Annotated in this window: 16 protein-coding genes; 9 read left to right on the top strand and 7 right to left on the bottom strand. The window is 41.8% G+C overall.

Features of this window, described 5'->3' with window-relative positions; all coding sequences use genetic code 11:
* Positions 1–80 precede the first annotated feature (80 nt).
* Positions 81–347, bottom strand: coding sequence for a hypothetical protein (locus L0B70_RS04830; RefSeq protein WP_235143164.1), 267 nt, complete (start codon positions 345–347; stop codon positions 81–83).
* A 194-nt stretch (positions 348–541) separates the two neighbouring features.
* On the opposite strand from L0B70_RS04830, the gene L0B70_RS04825 reads away from it, so the two are divergent.
* A complete protein-coding gene (locus L0B70_RS04825; RefSeq protein ID WP_235143163.1) occupies positions 542–1,105 on the top strand; it encodes a DNA-3-methyladenine glycosylase I in 564 nt (187 codons plus the stop codon).
* 129 nt (positions 1,106–1,234) lie between these two features.
* On the opposite strand, the gene L0B70_RS04820 is transcribed toward L0B70_RS04825, so the two are convergent.
* Together L0B70_RS04820 and L0B70_RS04815 are read right to left on the bottom strand one after the other, a co-directional pair.
* Complete coding sequence (locus tag L0B70_RS04820; RefSeq protein WP_235143162.1) at positions 1,235–2,089, bottom strand: nucleoside phosphorylase; 855 nt, start codon at positions 2,087–2,089, stop codon at positions 1,235–1,237.
* 216 nt (positions 2,090–2,305) lie between these two features.
* Positions 2,306–2,629 carry a translation initiation factor gene (locus L0B70_RS04815; RefSeq protein WP_235143161.1) on the bottom strand — a complete coding sequence of 108 codons (324 nt, stop codon included), beginning with the start codon at positions 2,627–2,629 and terminating at the stop codon, positions 2,306–2,308.
* Positions 2,630–2,799: 170 nt separating this feature from the next.
* Here L0B70_RS04815 and L0B70_RS04810 point away from each other — a divergent pair, with 170 nt between their 5' ends.
* From L0B70_RS04810 to L0B70_RS04790, 5 genes are all read left to right on the top strand, one after another.
* Positions 2,800–3,246: a transcriptional regulator gene (locus L0B70_RS04810; RefSeq protein WP_235143160.1), complete on the top strand. Its 447-nt coding sequence runs from the start codon at positions 2,800–2,802 to the stop codon at positions 3,244–3,246.
* A 63-nt stretch (positions 3,247–3,309) separates the two neighbouring features.
* Positions 3,310–4,536 carry an efflux RND transporter periplasmic adaptor subunit gene (locus L0B70_RS04805; RefSeq protein ID WP_235143159.1) on the top strand — a complete coding sequence of 409 codons (1,227 nt, stop codon included), beginning with the start codon at positions 3,310–3,312 and terminating at the stop codon, positions 4,534–4,536.
* Complete coding sequence (locus L0B70_RS04800) at positions 4,536–7,676, top strand: efflux RND transporter permease subunit (protein WP_235143158.1); 3,141 nt, start codon at positions 4,536–4,538, stop codon at positions 7,674–7,676. Before L0B70_RS04805 ends, L0B70_RS04800 begins: the two co-directional genes overlap by 1 nt.
* 35 nt (positions 7,677–7,711) lie before the next feature.
* Complete coding sequence (locus L0B70_RS04795; RefSeq protein ID WP_235143157.1) at positions 7,712–9,121, top strand: efflux transporter outer membrane subunit; 1,410 nt, start codon at positions 7,712–7,714, stop codon at positions 9,119–9,121.
* 35 nt (positions 9,122–9,156) lie between these two features.
* On the top strand, positions 9,157–9,684 hold the full coding sequence (locus L0B70_RS04790) for a 2'-5' RNA ligase family protein (protein ID WP_235143156.1): 528 nt from the start codon (positions 9,157–9,159) through the stop codon (positions 9,682–9,684).
* 74 nt (positions 9,685–9,758) lie between these two features.
* Here the strand turns inward: L0B70_RS04790 and L0B70_RS04785 are convergent, their stop codons facing one another.
* Positions 9,759–10,295: an RNA methyltransferase gene (locus L0B70_RS04785; RefSeq protein WP_235143155.1), complete on the bottom strand. Its 537-nt coding sequence runs from the start codon at positions 10,293–10,295 to the stop codon at positions 9,759–9,761.
* Positions 10,296–10,395: 100 nt separating this feature from the next.
* On the opposite strand from L0B70_RS04785, the gene mutS reads away from it, so the two are divergent.
* Together mutS and L0B70_RS04775 are read left to right on the top strand one after the other, a co-directional pair.
* Entirely contained in the window at positions 10,396–12,951 is a 2,556-nt protein-coding gene (mutS, locus tag L0B70_RS04780; protein WP_407929702.1) for a DNA mismatch repair protein MutS, read from the top strand.
* Positions 12,952–13,058: 107 nt separating this feature from the next.
* Positions 13,059–13,910: an oxygenase MpaB family protein gene (locus L0B70_RS04775; protein ID WP_235143154.1), complete on the top strand. Its 852-nt coding sequence runs from the start codon at positions 13,059–13,061 to the stop codon at positions 13,908–13,910.
* A 110-nt stretch (positions 13,911–14,020) separates the two neighbouring features.
* Here L0B70_RS04775 and L0B70_RS04770 read toward each other — a convergent pair whose 3' ends face one another.
* From L0B70_RS04770 to L0B70_RS04760, 3 genes are all read right to left on the bottom strand, one after another.
* Positions 14,021–15,859, bottom strand: a complete 1,839-nt coding sequence (locus L0B70_RS04770; protein WP_235143153.1) for an ABC transporter ATP-binding protein — start codon at positions 15,857–15,859, stop codon at positions 14,021–14,023.
* 47 nt (positions 15,860–15,906) lie between these two features.
* Positions 15,907–16,830, bottom strand: coding sequence for a M28 family metallopeptidase (locus tag L0B70_RS04765; protein ID WP_235143152.1), 924 nt, complete (start codon positions 16,828–16,830; stop codon positions 15,907–15,909).
* A gap of 95 nt (positions 16,831–16,925) precedes the next feature.
* Complete coding sequence (locus L0B70_RS04760; protein ID WP_235143151.1) at positions 16,926–17,315, bottom strand: DUF4293 family protein; 390 nt, start codon at positions 17,313–17,315, stop codon at positions 16,926–16,928.
* A 155-nt stretch (positions 17,316–17,470) separates the two neighbouring features.
* On the opposite strand from L0B70_RS04760, the gene rho reads away from it, so the two are divergent.
* Positions 17,471–19,387, top strand: a complete 1,917-nt coding sequence (gene rho, locus L0B70_RS04755; RefSeq protein WP_235143150.1) for a transcription termination factor Rho — start codon at positions 17,471–17,473, stop codon at positions 19,385–19,387.
* Positions 19,388–19,480: the final 93 nt, after the last annotated feature.

The raw sequence follows: 19,480 nt of genomic DNA, 5'->3' as shown, positions 1-19,480 counted from the left end.
TTAAAATATTTTATGAGATAACGCCTAAAAAAAGAGAACCATAACTGGTATGGTTCTCTTTTTTTCTACTGATCAAAATTTTAGTTCGTTGTTTTACGAACTTCAGCTTTCGCATCTTCGGACCAGTCTTTCGTTTTTTCCCATGCATCGGATACGGCGTCTTTTGTATCGTCCCAAGCATCAGCAATATTTTCTTTTGCTCTGTCCATCCATCCTTCTGCAGTGGGTTCTGTATTTTTGTCTCTTTGCTCACGGATGTAGTCTTTCGCGCGGTCGGCGTAATCATTTACAGTCCATTTCGCATCGTTTACCGTGTTTTCTGCTTTGTTATAATCTTCTCTTTCCATAATACTATTTTTTAAGGTTAAAATTGAATAATTTAATTTGATATAACGGTAGATACAAGATCTATTCCTAAAATATTTAAGAGGATGTTAAATAATTACTAAATATTTCCCAATTTCCTTATAGATGCGATTAAAAGCATTGCGGGTGCGTCAAGCTTTGAAATTTTCGTAATTTTATTAAAAATATTTTACAAATGACAGAAAGAATACGTTGCGGGTGGTCTGAAAAGGATGATTTGTACCGGAAATACCATGATGAGGAGTGGGGTAAGCCGGTTTACGACGACGAAACCCTATTTGAATTTTTGATTTTAGAGAGTTTTCAGGCGGGACTTTCCTGGCACACTATTTTAAAGAAACGCTACAATTTTAAAAAGGCTTTCGATAATTTCGATTTTCAGAAAATTGCAGAATATTCCAACGAAAAAATCCTAGAATTGATGGCTGACAGCGGAATAATACGGAACAAACTCAAAATCCTGGCAACCATCAACAATGCGCAACGTTTTCAGGAAGTTCAAAAAGAGTTCGGCACATTTTCAAAATATATTTGGGGCTTTGTGGACGGAAAACCTTTAATTCATCATCCACAAACCTTACAGGATGTCCCCGCAACTACTGAAATTTCGGATGCATTAGCAAAAGACCTGAAAAAAAGAGGTTTCAAATTCCTGGGCTCCACCGTGGTTTACGCGCACATGCAGGCGACAGGAATGGTGAATGATCATCTTGTGGATTGTTCATTCAAAAATAAATAAAAAAAGAGCGGCCAATTTCTTAACCGCTCGCTTTCCTTGATTTCCAGGCCGTGCAAACTGTAATCCCCGTTTTTTCTATTTCCTGAATATTTTTAAAATTGACTTAAATCTTACAATATTTCCTATTTATTACTTAATAATCCGCTCCAACACCCACTCGATCATATTTCTTTCGGAAGCTGCGTGGTCGGCGGAAAATTCGCCTCTTCTTCGGTTTGCAATCACAGAATTTACGGTGATCGCTTTGTGGCCCAATAATTTCGAAAGTCCATAGATTGCAGAAGTTTCCATTTCAAAATTCGTCACACCCAGATCATTTAATGTTTCCAAAAACTGATCGTCCAGCGCTTTTAGCCGCAGCTGTCGGCCTTGTGGCGCATAAAAGCCGGGGAAAGTCGCGGTATTGCCATGGTATTTTGCGTCTTTGTAATATTCTCCCATTTCTTTAGACCAATCCGAAAAATACAACATCGGTTTAATTTTATGGTACGGAAATTTCGCCATAAAATTTCGGGAAAATTCATTTTCGAAGGCGTAATCCTGATAAAAATGCATTAAACCATCAAGTCCTACAACGTTTTGCGTCACCAACATATTATCGACTTCAATTTCGGGATTAACACTTCCACACGTCCCCATTCGAAAAAGTTCCAGAGCAGTATGTTCGCTTTTAAATTCCTTATTTTTAAGATCGATATTTACCAGGGCATCAAGTTCGTTCATTACAATGTCGATATTTTCGGTCCCGATCCCCGTAGACATTACTGTAATTCGCTCCCCGCGCAAAGTTCCTGTATGGGTATAAAATTCGCGCTTGTTCTTTTTGATTTCAATAGTGTCGAAATATTTCGAAACTTTCGGAACACGATCTGGATCTCCCACTAACATTATTTTTCCCGCGATATCTTCGGGCAATAAATTCAGGTGGTAAACACTTCCGTCCTCATTCAGCACCAGTTCCGATGCAGCTAATTTATTAATCATAGTTCTTTTTTTGTATTCTTACCTATTATTTGGGCAGCTTTTTCCGCCCTCCGTTCCCGCTTTTTTGCCGTCACGTTGTGTCGGCAAAAAGAGCTCCACTCAGGTCGGGCTGCAATTCCGTTCTTCCTAATATCTCTTGTATTTGATCGAATTTTTGTTCCTCCTCCTTCATCCATCACCTAAGATCCATTACCGATCGCCCATCATCGACCCTCATCAGCCGCCAACCCGTTTCGTCTTATAACCCATCTCCTTCAAGATCGTCATGATTTTGTCGCGGTTGTCGCCCTGGATGACGATAATCCCGTCTTTTTCCGATCCGCCAATTCCGAGCGTGGTTTTAATTTTCTTCGAAATTTTCTTCAGTTCTGCGTCCGGCCCTTCAAAACCTTCGATGAGTGTTACCGGTTTTCCGTGGCGGCCTTTTTTTTCGAATTTACAGGTGAGGGGTTCTTGCTGCACAAATTTTTCGACAGGTATTTCAAAATCCTGTTCCTCGTGCTCCGGAAAAATATTTTTTAGCTGATCTCTTAAATCCATCAAACAAAATTACTAAAATTTATATTGCGTGCGGTGTGCTGAGGATTTTACCGCGCGATTCTTTTCTGACTGTAATATTTGTGATGCAAATCATAAAAAATTCATAAAATCTGTATTAGGTTCGGTTGGTTCAGAACTAGTTCGTATTTTTGCACGCTAAGCATAAATTAATGGTTGAAATTGAGAAAGATTTATTTTGCGATATGGTTAAATTTTATGGAAATGCCTTTCATTTACCGCCTCTCGCTGCCAAAATTTATGCTTATCTAATTTTCGATTTCGACAGAAAAGGCGTTGCTTTTGATGAATTTGTGGAAGTCTTTTCCGCAAGTAAAAGCTCGGTTTCTTCCAATTTAAATTTGCTCCTGAATCTCAATATTATCAGCGATTTTAACCGCATCGATGAACGAAAACGTTTTTTTGTGATGAACGAAAAATACATGCAGATCCGCTTTGCCGAAATTATTACGAAAATGGAAGATGAGCTTTTAATTTTGAACAAACTGAAAGATTTCCGCAACAGCAATGATGAGGCTTCTCTAAAGAAATTCGAGATCTATCAGAATCTTTTCCAAAACAGTATTTCTAATATCAAGAATAACCTGGACCAACTTTAATGTTAAATTTTTTAAATATTGCCCGCAGACCCAGCCAATCCTTAGATTATAAAAATTAAATTCATGAAAAATAAAATTATTCTTCTTTCGCTAACAGTGTTGTCTGTTATCAGTTGTAAAAAAGAAGCTCCGAAACAACAGGGCGCTTCTCCCTATCCTGTGGTCTCGGTAGAAACGAGAAATGTAACGGGTTACCAAACTTTTCCTGCATCTATTCAGGGAATTTTAAACAATGAGGTTCGCGCAAAAATTCAAGGTTACATCACTCAGGTTTTGGTGGACGAAGGACAGTACGTCACGAAAGGACAACCATTATTCCGCCTGGAGACAAATACATTAACGCAATCTGCCAATGCCGCAAAAGCGGGTGTTGGAGCTGCAAGATCCAATGTATCTGCTTCCGAAGCAAGTGTAAAAGCGGCGCAGGCCGCCGTAAATGCGGCACAGGTAGAAGTAAACAAACTGAAACCGCTGGTTGAAAAAAATATCATCAGCAACGTTCAGCTGCAAACTGCGCAGGCAAATCTTGCCCGTGCGCAGGCTCAGGTTTCTCAGGCAATTGCAGCAAAACAGCAGGCGAGCGCCGGAGTTGCAGAGGCACAGGCCAATTTTCAAGGGGTTCAGGCGAATATTGATTACTCCGTTATCCGCGCTCCGATTTCCGGCGTGGTGGGAAAATTACCGTTGAAAGTGGGTAGTTTAGTAGGACCAAGCGATCAAACTCCTTTAACCACGATTTCCGATACAAAAACGGTCTATGCCTATTTTTCGATGAATGAGAAAGAATATTTTGACTTTCTGAAAGATTCAGAAGGTGCAACAATGCCGGAAAAAATCAGAAATCTACCCATGGTCGAACTGGAATTGGCAAATGGCGATCTTTATGGCGAAAAAGGAAAGATTGAAGCCGTAACCGGCCAGATAAATCCCTCTACCGGAACCATTGAGTTTCGTGTGGGTTTCCCGAATGCGCAAAGATTACTCAGCAACGGAAACAGCGGAAATATCCGCTTCCCGCAATATTATGAGAATGTTTTGGTAATCCCCGAAAGTGCAACTTATGAGCAGCAGGGAATTGTTTACGCTTATAAAGTTGAAAAAGATACGGCGAGAAATACAATTATAGAACTGCAAACCAGAATTAATAATCTGGCCATAGTAACCTCCGGACTTAAAAAAGGAGATAAAATTGTGGCCGCCGGCATCGGCTCTGTGAAAGACAACAGCGCCATTATCCCCAAACCCATTAGTTTGGACAGTTTAGTAAAAACCATAAAACCGATTTTCTAATGATAAAGAATTTTATTAACAGACCGGTTTTATCCACCGTAATTTCTGTTATTATAGTAATACTGGGAATTTTAGGCCTTACAGCGCTTCCCGTAACACAGTATCCGGATATTGCGCCGCCAACGGTAAGTGTATCTGCCAATTATTCCGGCGCGAATGCGGAAACGGTGATGAAAAGTGTGGTGGTGCCTCTGGAAGAACAAATTAATGGGGTAGAAGGAATGGATTACATTACTTCCAGCGCCGGAAACGACGGTTCTGCACAGATTCAGATTTTTTTCAAACAGGGGATTAATCCGGATATTGCTGCCGTAAACGTACAGAACAGAGTTGCGAGAGCGACGCCCTTATTGCCTTCAGAAGTTACAAGAGCCGGTGTGGTGACGCAGAAACAGCAGACAAGCGCCCTGATGTACCTTACTTTTTTTTCGGAGAATAAAGATTTAAATGATGTTTTTATACAGAATTACGTCAATATTAATGTAATTCCGGCGGTAAAAAGAATCACCGGTGTTGGAGACGCAAGTGTTTTCGGCGGTAAAACCTATTCGATGCGGGTTTGGCTGGATCCGGTGAAAATGGCCGCCTACAGTTTATCACCTACCGACGTTTCTGCCGCAATTAATGACCAAAGTAGGGAAGCAGCCGCCGGATCTATCGGGCAAAACAGCGGAAATTCTTTTGAATACATCATTAAATATGTCGGAAAATACAGCAACAAAGAGCAATACGATAATATTGTTTTGAAATCGCTCGGCAACGGCCAAAATCTCTTACTGAAAGACGTCGCCACCATAGAGCTGGCTTCGTTATCGTACTCCGGTAAAGCAGAAAACGGCGATAATCCGGCGGTGAGTATGGGAATTTTTCAAACACCTGGTTCCAATGCGCAGGAAATTATTGTAAATATTCAAAAATATTTAGAGGACAATAAAAAAGATTTCCCGAAAGGAATCAAATATGTAATCAATTTCGATACAAATGAATTTTTAACGGCCTCCATCGATAAAGTTATTCACACCCTAATTGAGGCTTTTGTTTTGGTTTTCCTCGTGGTCTTTATTTTTTTACAAGATTTCCGGTCGACGCTAATTCCTGCGATCGCAGTTCCCGTGTCGATTGTCGGAACTTTTTTCTTCCTGAATTTATTTGGATATTCTCTAAATTTATTAACCCTTTTTGCCCTGGTTTTAGCCATCGGAATTGTGGTCGATGATGCCATTGTCGTCGTCGAGGCCGTTCACGCAAAAATGGAAGGCGGTATCGCTGATGCCAAAAAGGCAACCGTGGAAGCCATGGATGAAATTACCGGCGCAATTATCTCGATCACTTTGGTAATGGCAGCCGTATTTATTCCGGTAACTTTTATTACCGGACCAACGGGAGTCTTTTACAAACAGTTTGGGGTTACGTTAATTATCGCGATCTTAATTTCTGCGGTAAACGCTTTAACCTTAAGCCCTGTGTTGTGCTCTCTCTTTTTGAAACCTCAAAATCATGATCTTGAGTACGAAAAGAAAAATTTCTTTGAAAAATTCTTCCATAAATTCAATATTGGTTTCAAAGCCATGACCGCAAAATACGGACGCGCATTTTCTTATCTCATCAAACACAAATGGATCACGCTGGGTATTTTTGTAATTACCGCTGGACTTTTAGTCTGGTCGAATTCTTCCATGAAAAAAGGATTTGTGCCCAATGAAGATCGTGGGATTTTGTTTGCAAACATCGAACTTCCCGCCGGCGCTTCTCAGGAAAGAACGTTTAGTGCGATGAAAGAACTTCAGAAAAAAGTGCTGAAGGTTCCGGGTGTTCAGAACGTAACAATTTCTACAGGGAGATCTTTTCTTTCCGGAACGGGAAGTAATTATGGTTTGGCCTTTGTGAAATTAACGCCTTTTGCGGACCGCGGAAGTGGCGAATCTGCCGATGATATCACAAAGAAATTGTTTGGCGTAGGCTCCAGTATTGCGGACGCAAAAATTATCTTTTTTCAGCCACCCTCTGTTCCCGGGTTTGGAACGAGTGCAGGCTTCGAAATGGTGCTTTTAGATAAAGCCGGTGGTGAATATAAAGATCTGGATGTTACAACGCAGAATTTCATTGGAAAACTCATGCAGCGCCCGGAAATTCAGTTTTCCCAAACTTCATTTAATACCAAATATCCGCAGCTACAAATGAACATCAATGTGCCTCTGGCTGCACAGTCGGGTGTTTCTGTGTCGGATATTTTGAGCACGATGCAGGGATATATTGGTGGGATTTATGCCGCCGATTTTACGAAGTACGGAAAACAGTTCCGTGTAATGATTCAGGCTTTGCCTGATGATCGAAAAACGCCGCAGGATTTAAATGGAATGTATGTGAAAACAGGTTCCGGAGAAATGACGCCAATTTCGCAATTTGTTACTTTAGACAAAACGTACGGACCACAAAGTGTAAGCAGATATAATTTGTTTACTTCAGTGAAAATTACGGGAGCCAATAATGCCGGGTTCAGTACCGGTGATGCCATAGCCGCAGTTCAGGAGGTTGCAAGCGAAAATTTAGGTCCTAATTATGATGTTGAATTTACGGGACTTTCCCGGGAAGAACTGGCATCGGGCTCGCAGACATTGGTGATTTTTGCCCTGAGTTTGGTCTTTGTTTATTTTATTCTTGCTGCTCAGTATGAAAGTTATATTTTACCATTGTCGGTTATTTTATCGCTTCCGTTAGGCGTAATGGGCGCGTATCTCGGCCAGTGGATTTTCGGCCTGGAGAATAATATTTATTTCCAGATCGCCTTAATTATGCTCGTCGGATTACTGGCGAAAAATGCGATTTTAATTGTGGAGTTTGCCGTACAGAGAAGAGTTCATGGCGAAACAATTGTAGATGCCGCAATACATGCCGCAACAGCGAGGCTCCGGCCCATTTTAATGACCTCCTTCGCCTTTATCTGTGGAATGTTGCCTTTGGTTTTAGCGACAGGAATTGGTGCCACCGGAAACCGCTCCATTGCAACGGGAGCTGCCACGGGACTTTTAATTGGAACCATCTTAGGATTACTGGTAATCCCAATCCTGTTTATTATTTTCCAAACCTTACAGGAAAAAATATCACCTTTAAAGGACAAAAACATTAATCTTTCCGAATAATTAAAAGTTTCAAACTTTTGCGAAAAATTAAAAAAATGAAAAAATATTTCAATATAAAAATACTTGCAGTTCTCTTTTCAGCTTTTGTTCTGACGTCCTGTATGACGCGCCAAACCTACGAAAGACCAAAAGAAACTATTGATGAAAATCTTTTCCGCACCGATCTTTTGCCGAAAGATTCCACAAGTATGGCCACGGTTTCCTGGCGCGAGATCTTTACCGATCCAGTTCTGCAAAAACATATTGCGAAAGCTTTGGAGAATAACTTAGATGTAAGGGTAGCTTTGCAGAACATCAGCGCCGCAGATTCTTACTTAAAACAAAGCAGAGCGGCCTATCTGCCCACGCTTTCGGCGGGGCCGAATTATACGTTTCAAACCCAGTCTTTAAATACCCAGTCTGCGCAACTTTTAAACAGACGAACTTCCGGTGATCAGTTCGATATTTCCGCAAATGTAGGTTGGGAAGCCGATATTTGGGGCCGGCTGAAATCGCAGGAAAGAGCTGAATTCGCCAATTACTTAGGCACCGTTGCGGCGCATCAGGCCGTGAAAAGCGATTTGGTCGCTGCGGTCGCTTCGGCTTATTATCAGCTTCTTACGTTTGATGATCAGAAAAGAATCATCAACGAAACCATTAGTTTAAGAAAGAAAAATCTCGAAACCACGTCTGCGCTGAAAGATGCAGGTACGGTAACGGAAGTTGCCGTTCAGCAAAGTGAAGCGCTGGTTTTTAACGCACAGTCGATGCTCATCAGCATTGATATTCAGATTGCCCAACTCGAAAACACCATCAGTCTGCTTATGGGCGAACCTTCGCACGCGATCGAAAGAACCACAATCGCCGCACAGAAAATGCCCGTCAGTCTGCAGTTAGGTTATCCCGCAAATTTGCTCGCCAACCGACCGGACGTAAAAGCCGCAGAATACCGTTTGATGAACGCTTTTGAATTGACAAATGCCGCAAAAGCGAACTTTTACCCCACTTTGCGATTAAGCGGCAGCGGTGGAATTTCGGCGGGAGATTTAGATCGGCTTTTTAGTGTGAATTCTCTCTTTGCGAATGTTGTGGCAGGTTTAGCGCAACCCATTTTAAATCAGAGACAGATCAGAACGCAGTATGAAGTCAGTTTGGCCAACAAAGAAATTGCTTATCTGAATTTTCGGCGCGCTGTGTTAGCGGCGGGGAAAGAAGTTTCGGATGCGTTGAATGTGTACCAATCGCAGGATGGTTTCATCAGTTTGAAACGGCAGGAAATGGAAGCCTACCGAAAATCCGTGGATTATTCGCAGGAGCTCGTGAATTACGGTCTGGCCAATTATCTCGAAGTCATCAATGCCAGCGTCAATCAGCTGAATGCAGAACTGAATATTTCGAATGCAGAATATTCTAAACTGGATGCGGGAGTAGAATTGTACAGAGCGCTGGGCGGCGGCTGGAGATAATTCTGGCGGGATAATAATTATAATCCAAATTTGCGATGAGCCTGTATTTTATTGCCGTTGTTCTTCCCGAAGAACTTTGCGAAAAAGTAAAAGCTGTCAGCAAAGATTTTGCTGAAAGATTCGGTTCCGTGAAGGCTTTTAACAATTTTCCGCATATCACGTTAATAGCGCCTTTTCGTTTAGAGGAAAATCTGGAAGACAAGCTGGTGCAGGTTTTTGCAGAATTGCACCTGGGAAGCACTTCTTTTAAAGTCTTTTTAAAAAATTTCGGATGTTTCCCGAACAAAAAACGGCCCGTCATTTTTATTAGTCCTGAAAACACCACCGAGCTTTTACGTTTGCAAAAGGAGATTGAAGACAAAATGAAATTCGAGCCTTTCGGAAAATTTTCGCCGCATCTAACGGTGGCGTACAGAGATTTAAGCGTAGAAAATTTTCAAAAAGCCTGGAAGGAATATGAAAGAAAAACTTTTGAGGATTCTTTTTTAGCCGAACGCATCGGGCTCTTCAAACACGTGAACAAAAAATGGAATCTGCTTAAAACCATCCATTTAAATAAATGATTTGCCGCAGCGAATAGGCCATTTTTACCCGAAAATTCGTGCAGCCGTGAAATAATGGTTTAAAATTTTAAATATTATTTTAAATTTTTAAAAAATTCCCACATCACGATGCCGCCACAAACGGAGACGTTCAGGGAATGTTTCGTTCCCAACTGCGGTACTTCGAGAAAGGCGTCGTACGCAGAAAAGGCCTCGTCGCTCAAACCGTCTACCTCGTTTCCTAAGACCAGCGCGTATTTTTCGTCTCTAGTGATGGAATACTCCGTCAGCGCTTTCGAATCCGAGGTCTGCTCGATACCAATAATTTTATAGCTTTCTTTCTTTAAAGTTTGCAATGCTTCGGAAATATCTTTTTCATACACCCATTCCACACTTTCGGTAGCGCCCAACGCAGCTTTGTGAATCTCGCGGTGGGGCGGCTGCGGCGTTATTCCACATAAAATCACTTTTTCGATCAAGAACGCATCTGCCGTGCGGAAGATCGCACCCACGTTATGCATGCTCCGAACATTGTCTAAAACTACAACAAGCGGTGTTTTTTTTGTTTCTTTAAATGTTTCGACATCGATTCTTCCTAATTCCTCGAGTTTCAATTTTTTGGTGGATGACATTTTCGTATTTTTGGCAAAATTAAGGTTTTCAATCCTTATGTAATTTAAATCTTTTTTCTTGAAAATTAAAATTCCCGTGGCCAAAAAAGAAACCCCTCTAATGACGCAGTACAACACCATCAAGGCGAAATATCCTGATGCGCTTTTGCTGTTCCGCGTGGGAGATTTTTACGAAACTTTTGGCACCGATGCGATCCGTGCGTCCCAGATTTTAGGGATTGTTCTGACAAAAAGAGCCAACGGCGAAGGTCACATCGAGCTTGCCGGATTTCCGCATCATTCCGTAGATACTTATTTGCCAAAACTCGTGAGAGCCGGACTTCGCGTGGCGATTTGCGATCAGCTGGAAGACCCGAAGAAGGTAAAAGGAATCGTGAAACGCGGCGTCACAGAATTAATTACGCCCGGCGTTACTTTCGACGAACAGGTTTTGTCGTCCAAAAAAAACAACTTTCTACTTTCTATTCATAAAGTAAAAGAAAAATACGGTTTGGCTTTGGTGGATGTTTCGACGGGAGAATTTCTAACTTCAGAAGGAAATCTGGAACAGCTGCTGCACATCGTCGGCACTTTTGATCCGAGCGAAATTATTTATCAAAGAACGGCCGAACTTCCCACGCAGCTGAAAAACCGCAATTCTTTTAAACTAGAAGACTGGGCTTTTCAATATAACTATGCCTACGAAAAACTAACGAACCATTTCAAAACCAGTTCTCTAAAAGGTTTTGGCGTGGAGGACCGGAAATTGGGAATTACCGCTGCCGGCGCTATTTTCGCCTATTTGGTAGAGGATACGCATCACGCGCTTCTGCAGCATATTACAAAGATTAAACTCATTCCGAAAGATGACTATCTGATGATGGATCATTTTACCTTGCGAAATCTCGAAATCGTTTATTCTACACATCCGCAGGGAAAATCTTTGCTCGATATCATCGATAAAACCTCGACGCCGATGGGCGGAAGATTACTGCGCCGGAGGTTAATTTTGCCCTTAAAGTCCGTTACCGAAATTAATCGCAGGTTAGATTTAATTGAATTTTTTAATAAGAAGGAAAATCTGAAATACGAAATTTTACAGTTATTAAAAACCATCTCGGATCTGGACCGGTTGATGGGGAAATTAGCCTCGGAAAAAATATGCCCGAAGGAACTGGGTTATCTGCGGCAAAGTGCCATCAACATCCAGCATATTAAAGGGTTACTTCATCCACATGCGGGAGTTTTGGCGTGGCTCTCGCCTTTGGTTAATGTGGAGGAACTCATTAAATATCTGACGGATTATCTAAATGAAGACCTGCCGGTAAGTATTGCCAAGGGAAATGTTATTAAAACCGGGATTTCCGCGGAACTCGATCATTTGCGCGGACTGCAGAGCAAAGGCAAAAATTTCCTCGATGAAATGTGCGACCGCGAGGTAAAACGCACAGGAATTACGAGTTTGAAAATCAGTTTCAATAATGTTTTCGGTTATTTTATCGAAGTCCGGAATTCCCATAAAGATAAAGTCCCCGCGGACTGGATCCGGAAGCAGACTTTGGTCAACGCGGAACGGTACATCACCGAAGAACTGAAAGAGTACGAAGAACAAATCCTGGGCGCGGAAGAAAAGATATCCAAAATTGAGCAGCAATTGTATCGCGAAGTTTGCGAAAATGTGATGATCTACATCGATCAGATTCAGGAAAATTCCAAAATTATTGCAGAACTCGATTGTGGCGTCGGTTTATCTGAACTCGCTGTTTCTGAATCTTACACGAAACCGGTTTTGAATGAGGGTTTTGAAATTAATTTAAAAGAAGCGCGCCATCCGATCATAGAAAATGCTTTGCCTTTGGGCGAAAAATATATTCCGAACGATCTGTTTCTGTCCAAAGATTCGCAGCAGATTATTATGGTTACCGGTCCGAATATGGCGGGAAAATCGGCCATTCTGCGACAAACTGCGATCATCTGTCTGTTGGCGCAAATCGGCAGTTTTGTGCCCGCGAAACATGCGGAGATCGGAATTTTAGATAAAATTTTTACGCGGGTTGGCGCGTCGGATAATATTTCCTCCGGCGAATCGACTTTTATGGTCGAGATGAATGAAGCCGCCAATATCCTCAACAATATTTCGCAAAGAAGTTTGATTTTACTCGATGAAATTGGGCGCGGAACGTCCACTTACGACGGCGTTTCCATCGCCTGGGCCATCGCCGAATTTCTGCATCAGCATCCCACACAGGCGAAAACCTTATTTGCAACGCATTACCACGAACTCAATGAAATGACGGTAAATTTTGAAAGGATCAAAAACTTCCACGTTTCTATTCAGGAGCATAAAGGAAGCATTATTTTTCTTCGAAAACTGCTATCCGGCGGAAGCGAACACAGTTTCGGAATTCACGTCGCGAAGTTGGCGGGAATGCCCGCAAAAGTGGTCAACCGTGCGAATGAAGTTTTGAAAACTTTAGAAAAAAGCCGATCGCAAAGCGGTTCCAAAGATTCTGCAAAAGCCATTACGGAGGAAAGTCTGCAGCTTTCATTTTTCCAGTTGGATGATCCTGTTCTGGAAAATATCCGGGAGGAATTGATTAAAATCGATATCAATACCTTAACACCGATTGAAGCATTAATGAAATTGAATTCAATCAAGAAAATGATTGGGAGATAAATTTCTAAAGTTGAGAATTTATTCAAATGAGGAAATTTAGATAAAATCAAAGAACTTTGTGATTCAAAGTATATTTATATCTTTGCATAAGATTTAATGATACCGCCATGAATTACACTCACAATTCAAATATTTCAAAATGCCCGTTTTCTTCTGGAAGGACCGTTTTCAAAGAAAATCTCTCGCCAGATTCCCGTCAGAATTTTGCGGAAGAAAACTCCATCGTGCGCGAAATTTGGGGGAAAAGCGACACCATTCTTTTTATTTTCGCCGGAGCCGCTGCAGAATTTGCCGTAAACAAAGCGGTAGATTGGCTTTATTTTACAGGCAAATTACCAAATGATCCGATCGGGAGATTATTTTCCACGGTAGAGTATGCCCGAAAAATTGTTTTTGCAACAACCGAAAATGCGCATCATTCAATTGATACCATTCGAAAAATTCATACTGCAGTTGAAAAAAGCCGGGGTTTTCCTATTCCAGATTGGGCTTACCGCGATGTGCTTTTTATGTTGATCTATTATTCAATCGTTGCTTTTGAACTTTTAGAACGAAAACTCACGACTGCAGAAAAAGAAGAAGTGTACAATGTATTTTACCGCGTGGGCGAAAGAATGGGCGTGGAAAATTTGCCAAGGAATTACGCAGAATGGCTTCCTGTAAGAGAGACTCACGTTTACGAAAATTTAGCAAAAAGTAAATTTACCGTGGATTTGTTTCAACAATATGAAAAACATTTGGGAACAGTAAGATTTAAAATTTTAATTGAAGCTCAAAAACTAATGGTGCCAAAAAGAGTAGGGGAGTTGCTGTCTTTCCGAGATTTTTCACTGCTAACTCCTGCAGTTCCGGTTTACAGAATCGTAAAGTTGATGAAAATGGACTGGCTGGTGAAAAATTTATTACTGCCCGCAGATTACCGGGAGCAGATCAACCGTTTAAATGTTTTTCCGGCTTAATTTTTTTTTGCAGAATTTAAAAAAAATTTTTTGATGTCTCGCTTTCAGGGCTCCGCCCACCGCGCCTGTTTCCTGTTAAAACTACGAAAATTCGGTCTTAATTATTTTTTTTAGCCAAAATTCTGCAGATCTACCAGTCTTCTATACATGCCCTGTTTTGCATACAGTTCCTGATGGGTTCCCTGTTCCACGATAATTCCGCGCTCCATCACGACGATCCAATCGGCTTTCTGAATGGTCGAGAGGCGGTGAGCAATGACGAGTGAGGTTCGGTTTTCCATCATTTTTTCCAGCGCGTCCTGCACAAATCTTTCGCTTTCGGTGTCCAGCGCAGAAGTGGCTTCATCCAAAATCATGATTGGTGGATTCTTTAAAACAGCTCTGGCAATGGAAACGCGCTGCTTTTGGCCGCCCGAAAGTTTATTTCCGTCATCACCAATATTCGTATAATATTTATCAGGTAGATTTTCTATGAATTCATGGGCATTCGCAATTTTGGCCGCGGCCATCACTTCTTCTTCCGTCGCCTCGGGTTTTCCCATGAGAATGTTGTTGAAGACGGAATCATTAAACAAAACAGATTCCTGCGTTACCATTCCGAGTAAATTTCGGTAATCCGTAACTTTCAGGTTTTTCACATTTTCTCCATCTACCAAAATTGAGCCTTCGGAAACATCGTAAAACCGCGCCAAAAGATTCGCGATCGTCGTTTTTCCGGATCCGGACTGTCCCACCAATGCGATGGTCTTTCCTTTTGGAACCGTGAGGTTAAAATTCTTTAAAATCACATTGTCTTTATCGTAAAAGAAGCCAATATTTTTAAATTCAATTTGTGATTTTAAAGTGGAAATGGGCACCGGATTTTCAATTTCATCAATTTTTAAATCATAATCCAAAACTTCAGAAACCCGATCCAGACTCGCCATTCCGCCCTGAATGGAAGAAAAAGCGTTCGATAATTTTTTCGCCGGATCCAAAATTTGGAAGAAAACCCCTATAAATGCGAGGAATGTCACGGGATCCTTATTGGTGCCATTAATGATTTCTGTACCTGCAAACCAGGTGATGATGAGCAAGGTGACGGAACCCAAAAATTCGCTCATTGGCGAGGCGAGTTCGCGTCTGCGGCTCATGCCGATGGCGTATTTCTGCCAGTCGTTCGTGGTGCGGTTGAAGCGGTTTTTCAGAATTTTATCGGCATTAAAAATTTTGATGACTTTCGAAGATTTCAAAGTTTCATCGACGAGAGAAAATAAATTCCCCAGTTCTTCCTGCGCGGCCGTCGCCTGTCTTTTTAAGCTTTTCCCTACCCACGCGATAATGATTCCCATCACAGGAAAGACCAAAAGCGAGAACAAAGTTAGCTGCGGTGAAAGTATAAATAAAGTGATCAGCGAAGCGATAATCATAAACGGCGCGTTCAAAACATCAACCAAACTTCCCATAATTCCGCCTTCTACGGCACCGATATCGTTGGAGATCCGCGACATCATATCGCCTTTGCGCTGCTCCGTAAAAAAGGAAACGGGCAGTTTCAAAAATTTGTCGTACATCGCGGTCCGCAGATCTTTGGTGATGCCTACGCGGTAATTTACCAAAAGATAGGAGCCTAAATAGCGGAAAAGATTCCGCAACAAAAACGCCATGGCCGTGATGCCGCAAAGAACGGCCAAAACCTGAATGGCCCCGTATTCATTGATGTTTAACTGAATTTTGTAGTACGCCATATCTTTCATATACCCAAAATAATCCGCGAATTTGCCGCTGTACACCGGGACAATATTTGTGTCGACTTCCTTATCCAGTTTAAATAAGATCCGCAGGATCGGCAGCATAGTTACAATGGAAAAAATTTGGAGGACCGAATAAAGAAGGTTGAAAAAAATACTTCCGAAAAGGTATTTTTGATGCGGTTTTGCAATGGAAAGAATACGTTGTAATGGTTTCATTCAGGGAAATTAAAGCGCAAAATTACATAATTTTCAGTTGGGCGGTATTAATTGAAATCGACGGTGTTATTGTAGACAGGTTTAAAATTTTCCGGCGTCAGTTTTTCTATCGTTTTCCCCACATTATTAATGATTTGCGTAAGATTTTCGAAGTTTACCACGCTTACATCATCACTCAGCTGATGGTAATGTTTCGCCGTGTTCATATCCACGGTAGAAAATGAATGAGCAATGATTTTCTTTTTTACAAAACTCACGTTGTCCGACCGGTAAAAGAGCTGCTGACCCCTATAAGGATCCGGAAAAATGGTAAGACCGTTTGCTGCTTTGCCATTGAATAATTCATCGAGATCAGAAAATTCATCGCCCGTCATGTAAAGCGCGTTCGGACCAAATTTGGAAACCGTGGCGACCATTTCGAAATTAAATAAGGCTTTGATGTTTTGGTATTGAGCTTGTAAGTTTGCTAAACTGGAGATCGCTTTCGAACCTTTCATTCCTATTTCTTCGCCATTGAAAGCGATGAACATCATCGAAAAATGCGGCTCTTTGTTTTTAAAGAAATCGGCCAGGCCAATTACAGTTGTTACGCCGCTCGCGTTATCGTCAGCACCGTTGAAAACGTGATCGCTTTTTTTATTTGTAGACCCAATATGATCGAAATGTGCGGTGAAAGCTAAGGTTTCAGGGGATTTTCCTTTCCTGATTCCGCAAACGTTGTACACCGTTTTTCCTTTGTAATCAAAAGGGACGAGATAGGAATTCCCGGTACAGTAGTCCAGATTATTTTCTTCGAAAGTTTTGGCGATAAACACGGCGGCGGAATCATTTTCGGGCGTCCCGATTTCGCGACCTTTCATTTCGTCCGACGCAAGCGCAGAAAGCACTTTTGTGACGCTTTCTTTGGAAACTTCCTGAGCTGAAAACAGCGTAGAAAACATCAAAATAAATAAAAAAGAAATTTTGGTCATGGATTATTTTTGATAAAGATAAATATTTCCGCGCTTCGGCACTAAAAAAAACAGCTCCCGAAGGAACTGTCTCACTCAAAAAAAATCGTTGAAGTTTAGCGGAGTCTGTCTACAGATTTTACGAGCCTCTCGTCTTTTCGGATGTAGATGTTTGCGATAAACAAACAGATTACAGAAAGGAGCGGGAAAAACGGCTCAATACCTTTCTCAGGAAACTGAATTCCTCCAGGTAAATTGAGTAGCCAATACGCCAGTAAACCGAGCAACAAAGCGTTTATAAAAATGCCGATTTGGTTCAGCAGAATTTGTCTCTTTCGGTCTTTATAACTTAGAATACTGATGAAGCCTAACAAAACGAGGCCAACACAAACAACTGAAATGAACGGAACGGCTCCGAAGAGCGAAAAGTCCTGCGCCGTAACGAACAAAAAGATGGCGCCTAAAATCGCCAGAAAGATCCAGACAGTTTGTATTCTTTGCAACATGTTGATGAGGTTCAGGTGCAAAAATAGCGATAATTTTTTGCATTAATCGAAAATTAGTGTAGATTTGCAATACAAACGATCTGAAAAAGTACAAGTCGCCCGACTTAACTTTCTTACTTACACCTACTTATATAAAACTTTTTACATAACACTTTATGTTCAATATCGAAACGTTACAGTCGAAATCCGATGCGGACTTGGCTAAAATCACCAAAGATTTGGGCGTTAAACTTGCTAAAACCAGCACAGAAAACGACAAAATTTTTGCAATCCTTGATTTTCAGGCCTCTAATACCAGAGCTGCAAAAGATTACTTCAACGCCACCGAAACTCCTATGAATAAAGAAGAAGCTCCTGCTCCTGCCGTAAAAAAGCCGGCGAAAAAAACTGCACCGAAAAAGAAAGCCGAGAAAACGGCTGAGGCTGCAGCGGAAGTTCCTGCGGAAACGGAAAACGCAACGGCGATGATTGAGGAAGCAAATGCAGAAACCGTTAATCAAGACGAAACTCTTAAGAAAACGGACGAAACCAAAACGAACCGTCCCGAACAGCAAAGGAAAAAAAGACAGCGCACCTCTTCCTCCCAAGAAAATGCAGCGCCCCAAAATACAGAGCAGGCATCTGCCCCAGCGGCCGAATCTGCCACAGAGCAGCCGGCATCAGATTCAGGTCCGCAAAATACCAGACCGGCCCCAAATTCTACGGAGACCCGCAATTCCGAGACCCGCAATTCCACCGAAAACAAAAATGTCCGCGAAAAGCAAAACGGAAACGACAATCAGCGCAACAACGGCAATCCGAATTCACACGGAAATCAAAACCCGAACGGCAACACCAGCCAAAATGTAAATCAAACAAAGCCGCAGCACAAAAATCCGAACCAAAACAAAAATCCGAACCAGAATAAAAACCAAAACAACGACCAGCAGGAAGAGCAGTCCCGAAAAGAATTTAATTTCGACGGATTGGTAACTATTGAAGGCGTTTTGGAGATTTTGCCGGACAACTACGGATTTCTTCGCTCCTCCGATTTCTCTTATATTTCTTCGCCAGACGACGTTTATGTTTCAACAAATCAAATCCGTAACTACGCCTTAAAAACGGGCGATACCGTAAAAGGAATTGTGCGTTTGCCGAAAGAAGGCGAAAAATATTTTTCTTTGCTGAAGCCGACAGAAGTCAATGGCCGCGATATGGAATTCATTAAGGACAGGGTTTCTTTTGAATTTTTAACGCCTTTGTTCCCGGAGGAAAAATTTAATCTGACCGGAAAAAACTCGACGCTTTCCACAAGAATTGTCGATCTGTTTACGCCGATTGGTAAAGGTCAGCGTGCCATGATCGTCGCACAGCCGAAAACGGGTAAAACCATGTTGCTGAAAGATATTGCAAACTCAATTTCTGCCAACCATCCGGAAGCTTACATGATGATTTTGCTCATCGACGAAAGACCGGAAGAGGTAACCGATATGGAACGCAGCGTTAATGCCGAAGTAATCGCGTCGACGTTTGATGAGCCTGCGGACAAACACGTAAAAGTGGCGAATCTGGTGCTTTCGAAAGCGCAGAGAATGGTCGAATGTGGCCACGATGTGGTGATTTTGCTCGATTCCTTAACACGTTTGGCGAGAGCTTACAACACCGTAACACCCGCGTCAGGGAAAATTCTTTCCGGTGGGGTGGATGCGAATGCTTTGCACAAACCGAAAAGATTTTTCGGAGCGGCCCGAAATATTGAAGGCGGCGGTTCTTTAACCATCATCGCGACGGCGCTCATCGATACAGGTTCCAAAATGGACGAAGTAATTTTCGAAGAATTTAAAGGAACCGGAAATATGGAACTGCAGTTGGACCGAAAAATTGCGAACAAGCGAATTTATCCGGCGATTGATTTAACTTCTTCCAGTACAAGACGAGACGATTTGCTTCTGGATGAGACTACGCAACAGAGAATGTGGATCTTACGGAAATATTTGGCAGACATGAATCCCGTGGAAGCCATGGAATTTGTGAACAAGAGCATGAAAAGCACTTTAAACAACGAAGAGTTTTTGATGTCGATGAACAGATAAAAACCACATCGAGCTAGAAAATATAAACCGGTCATTTGATCGGTTTTTTTTATTTTGAATTTTTCGGAGTGCTTTGATGTTTATGAATTACCC

The organism is Kaistella sp. 97-N-M2 (genome assembly GCF_021513235.1).
GTDB lineage: Bacteria > Bacteroidota > Bacteroidia > Flavobacteriales > Weeksellaceae > Kaistella.
The sequence above is the reverse complement of the archived record's forward strand: the minus strand, read 5'-3'. Positions and strand labels throughout refer to the sequence as shown.

What these genes read in the sequence shown, in the direction of transcription:
- L0B70_RS04830 (WP_235143164.1), bottom strand. Translation starts at nt 347, where the DNA reads ATGGAAAGAGAAGATTATAACAAAGCAGAAAACACGGTAAACGATGCG.
- L0B70_RS04825 (WP_235143163.1), top strand. Translation starts at nt 542, where the DNA reads ATGACAGAAAGAATACGTTGCGGGTGGTCTGAAAAGGATGATTTGTAC.
- L0B70_RS04820 (WP_235143162.1), bottom strand. Translation starts at nt 2,089, where the DNA reads ATGATTAATAAATTAGCTGCATCGGAACTGGTGCTGAATGAGGACGGA.
- L0B70_RS04815 (WP_235143161.1), bottom strand. Translation starts at nt 2,629, where the DNA reads ATGGATTTAAGAGATCAGCTAAAAAATATTTTTCCGGAGCACGAGGAA.
- L0B70_RS04810 (WP_235143160.1), top strand. Translation starts at nt 2,800, where the DNA reads ATGGTTGAAATTGAGAAAGATTTATTTTGCGATATGGTTAAATTTTAT.
- L0B70_RS04805 (WP_235143159.1), top strand. Translation starts at nt 3,310, where the DNA reads ATGAAAAATAAAATTATTCTTCTTTCGCTAACAGTGTTGTCTGTTATC.
- L0B70_RS04800 (WP_235143158.1), top strand. Translation starts at nt 4,536, where the DNA reads ATGATAAAGAATTTTATTAACAGACCGGTTTTATCCACCGTAATTTCT.
- L0B70_RS04795 (WP_235143157.1), top strand. Translation starts at nt 7,712, where the DNA reads ATGAAAAAATATTTCAATATAAAAATACTTGCAGTTCTCTTTTCAGCT.
- L0B70_RS04790 (WP_235143156.1), top strand. Translation starts at nt 9,157, where the DNA reads ATGAGCCTGTATTTTATTGCCGTTGTTCTTCCCGAAGAACTTTGCGAA.
- L0B70_RS04785 (WP_235143155.1), bottom strand. Translation starts at nt 10,295, where the DNA reads ATGTCATCCACCAAAAAATTGAAACTCGAGGAATTAGGAAGAATCGAT.
- mutS (WP_407929702.1), top strand. Translation starts at nt 10,396, where the DNA reads ATGACGCAGTACAACACCATCAAGGCGAAATATCCTGATGCGCTTTTG.
- L0B70_RS04775 (WP_235143154.1), top strand. Translation starts at nt 13,059, where the DNA reads ATGAATTACACTCACAATTCAAATATTTCAAAATGCCCGTTTTCTTCT.
- L0B70_RS04770 (WP_235143153.1), bottom strand. Translation starts at nt 15,859, where the DNA reads ATGAAACCATTACAACGTATTCTTTCCATTGCAAAACCGCATCAAAAA.
- L0B70_RS04765 (WP_235143152.1), bottom strand. Translation starts at nt 16,830, where the DNA reads ATGACCAAAATTTCTTTTTTATTTATTTTGATGTTTTCTACGCTGTTT.
- L0B70_RS04760 (WP_235143151.1), bottom strand. Translation starts at nt 17,315, where the DNA reads ATGTTGCAAAGAATACAAACTGTCTGGATCTTTCTGGCGATTTTAGGC.
- rho (WP_235143150.1), top strand. Translation starts at nt 17,471, where the DNA reads ATGTTCAATATCGAAACGTTACAGTCGAAATCCGATGCGGACTTGGCT.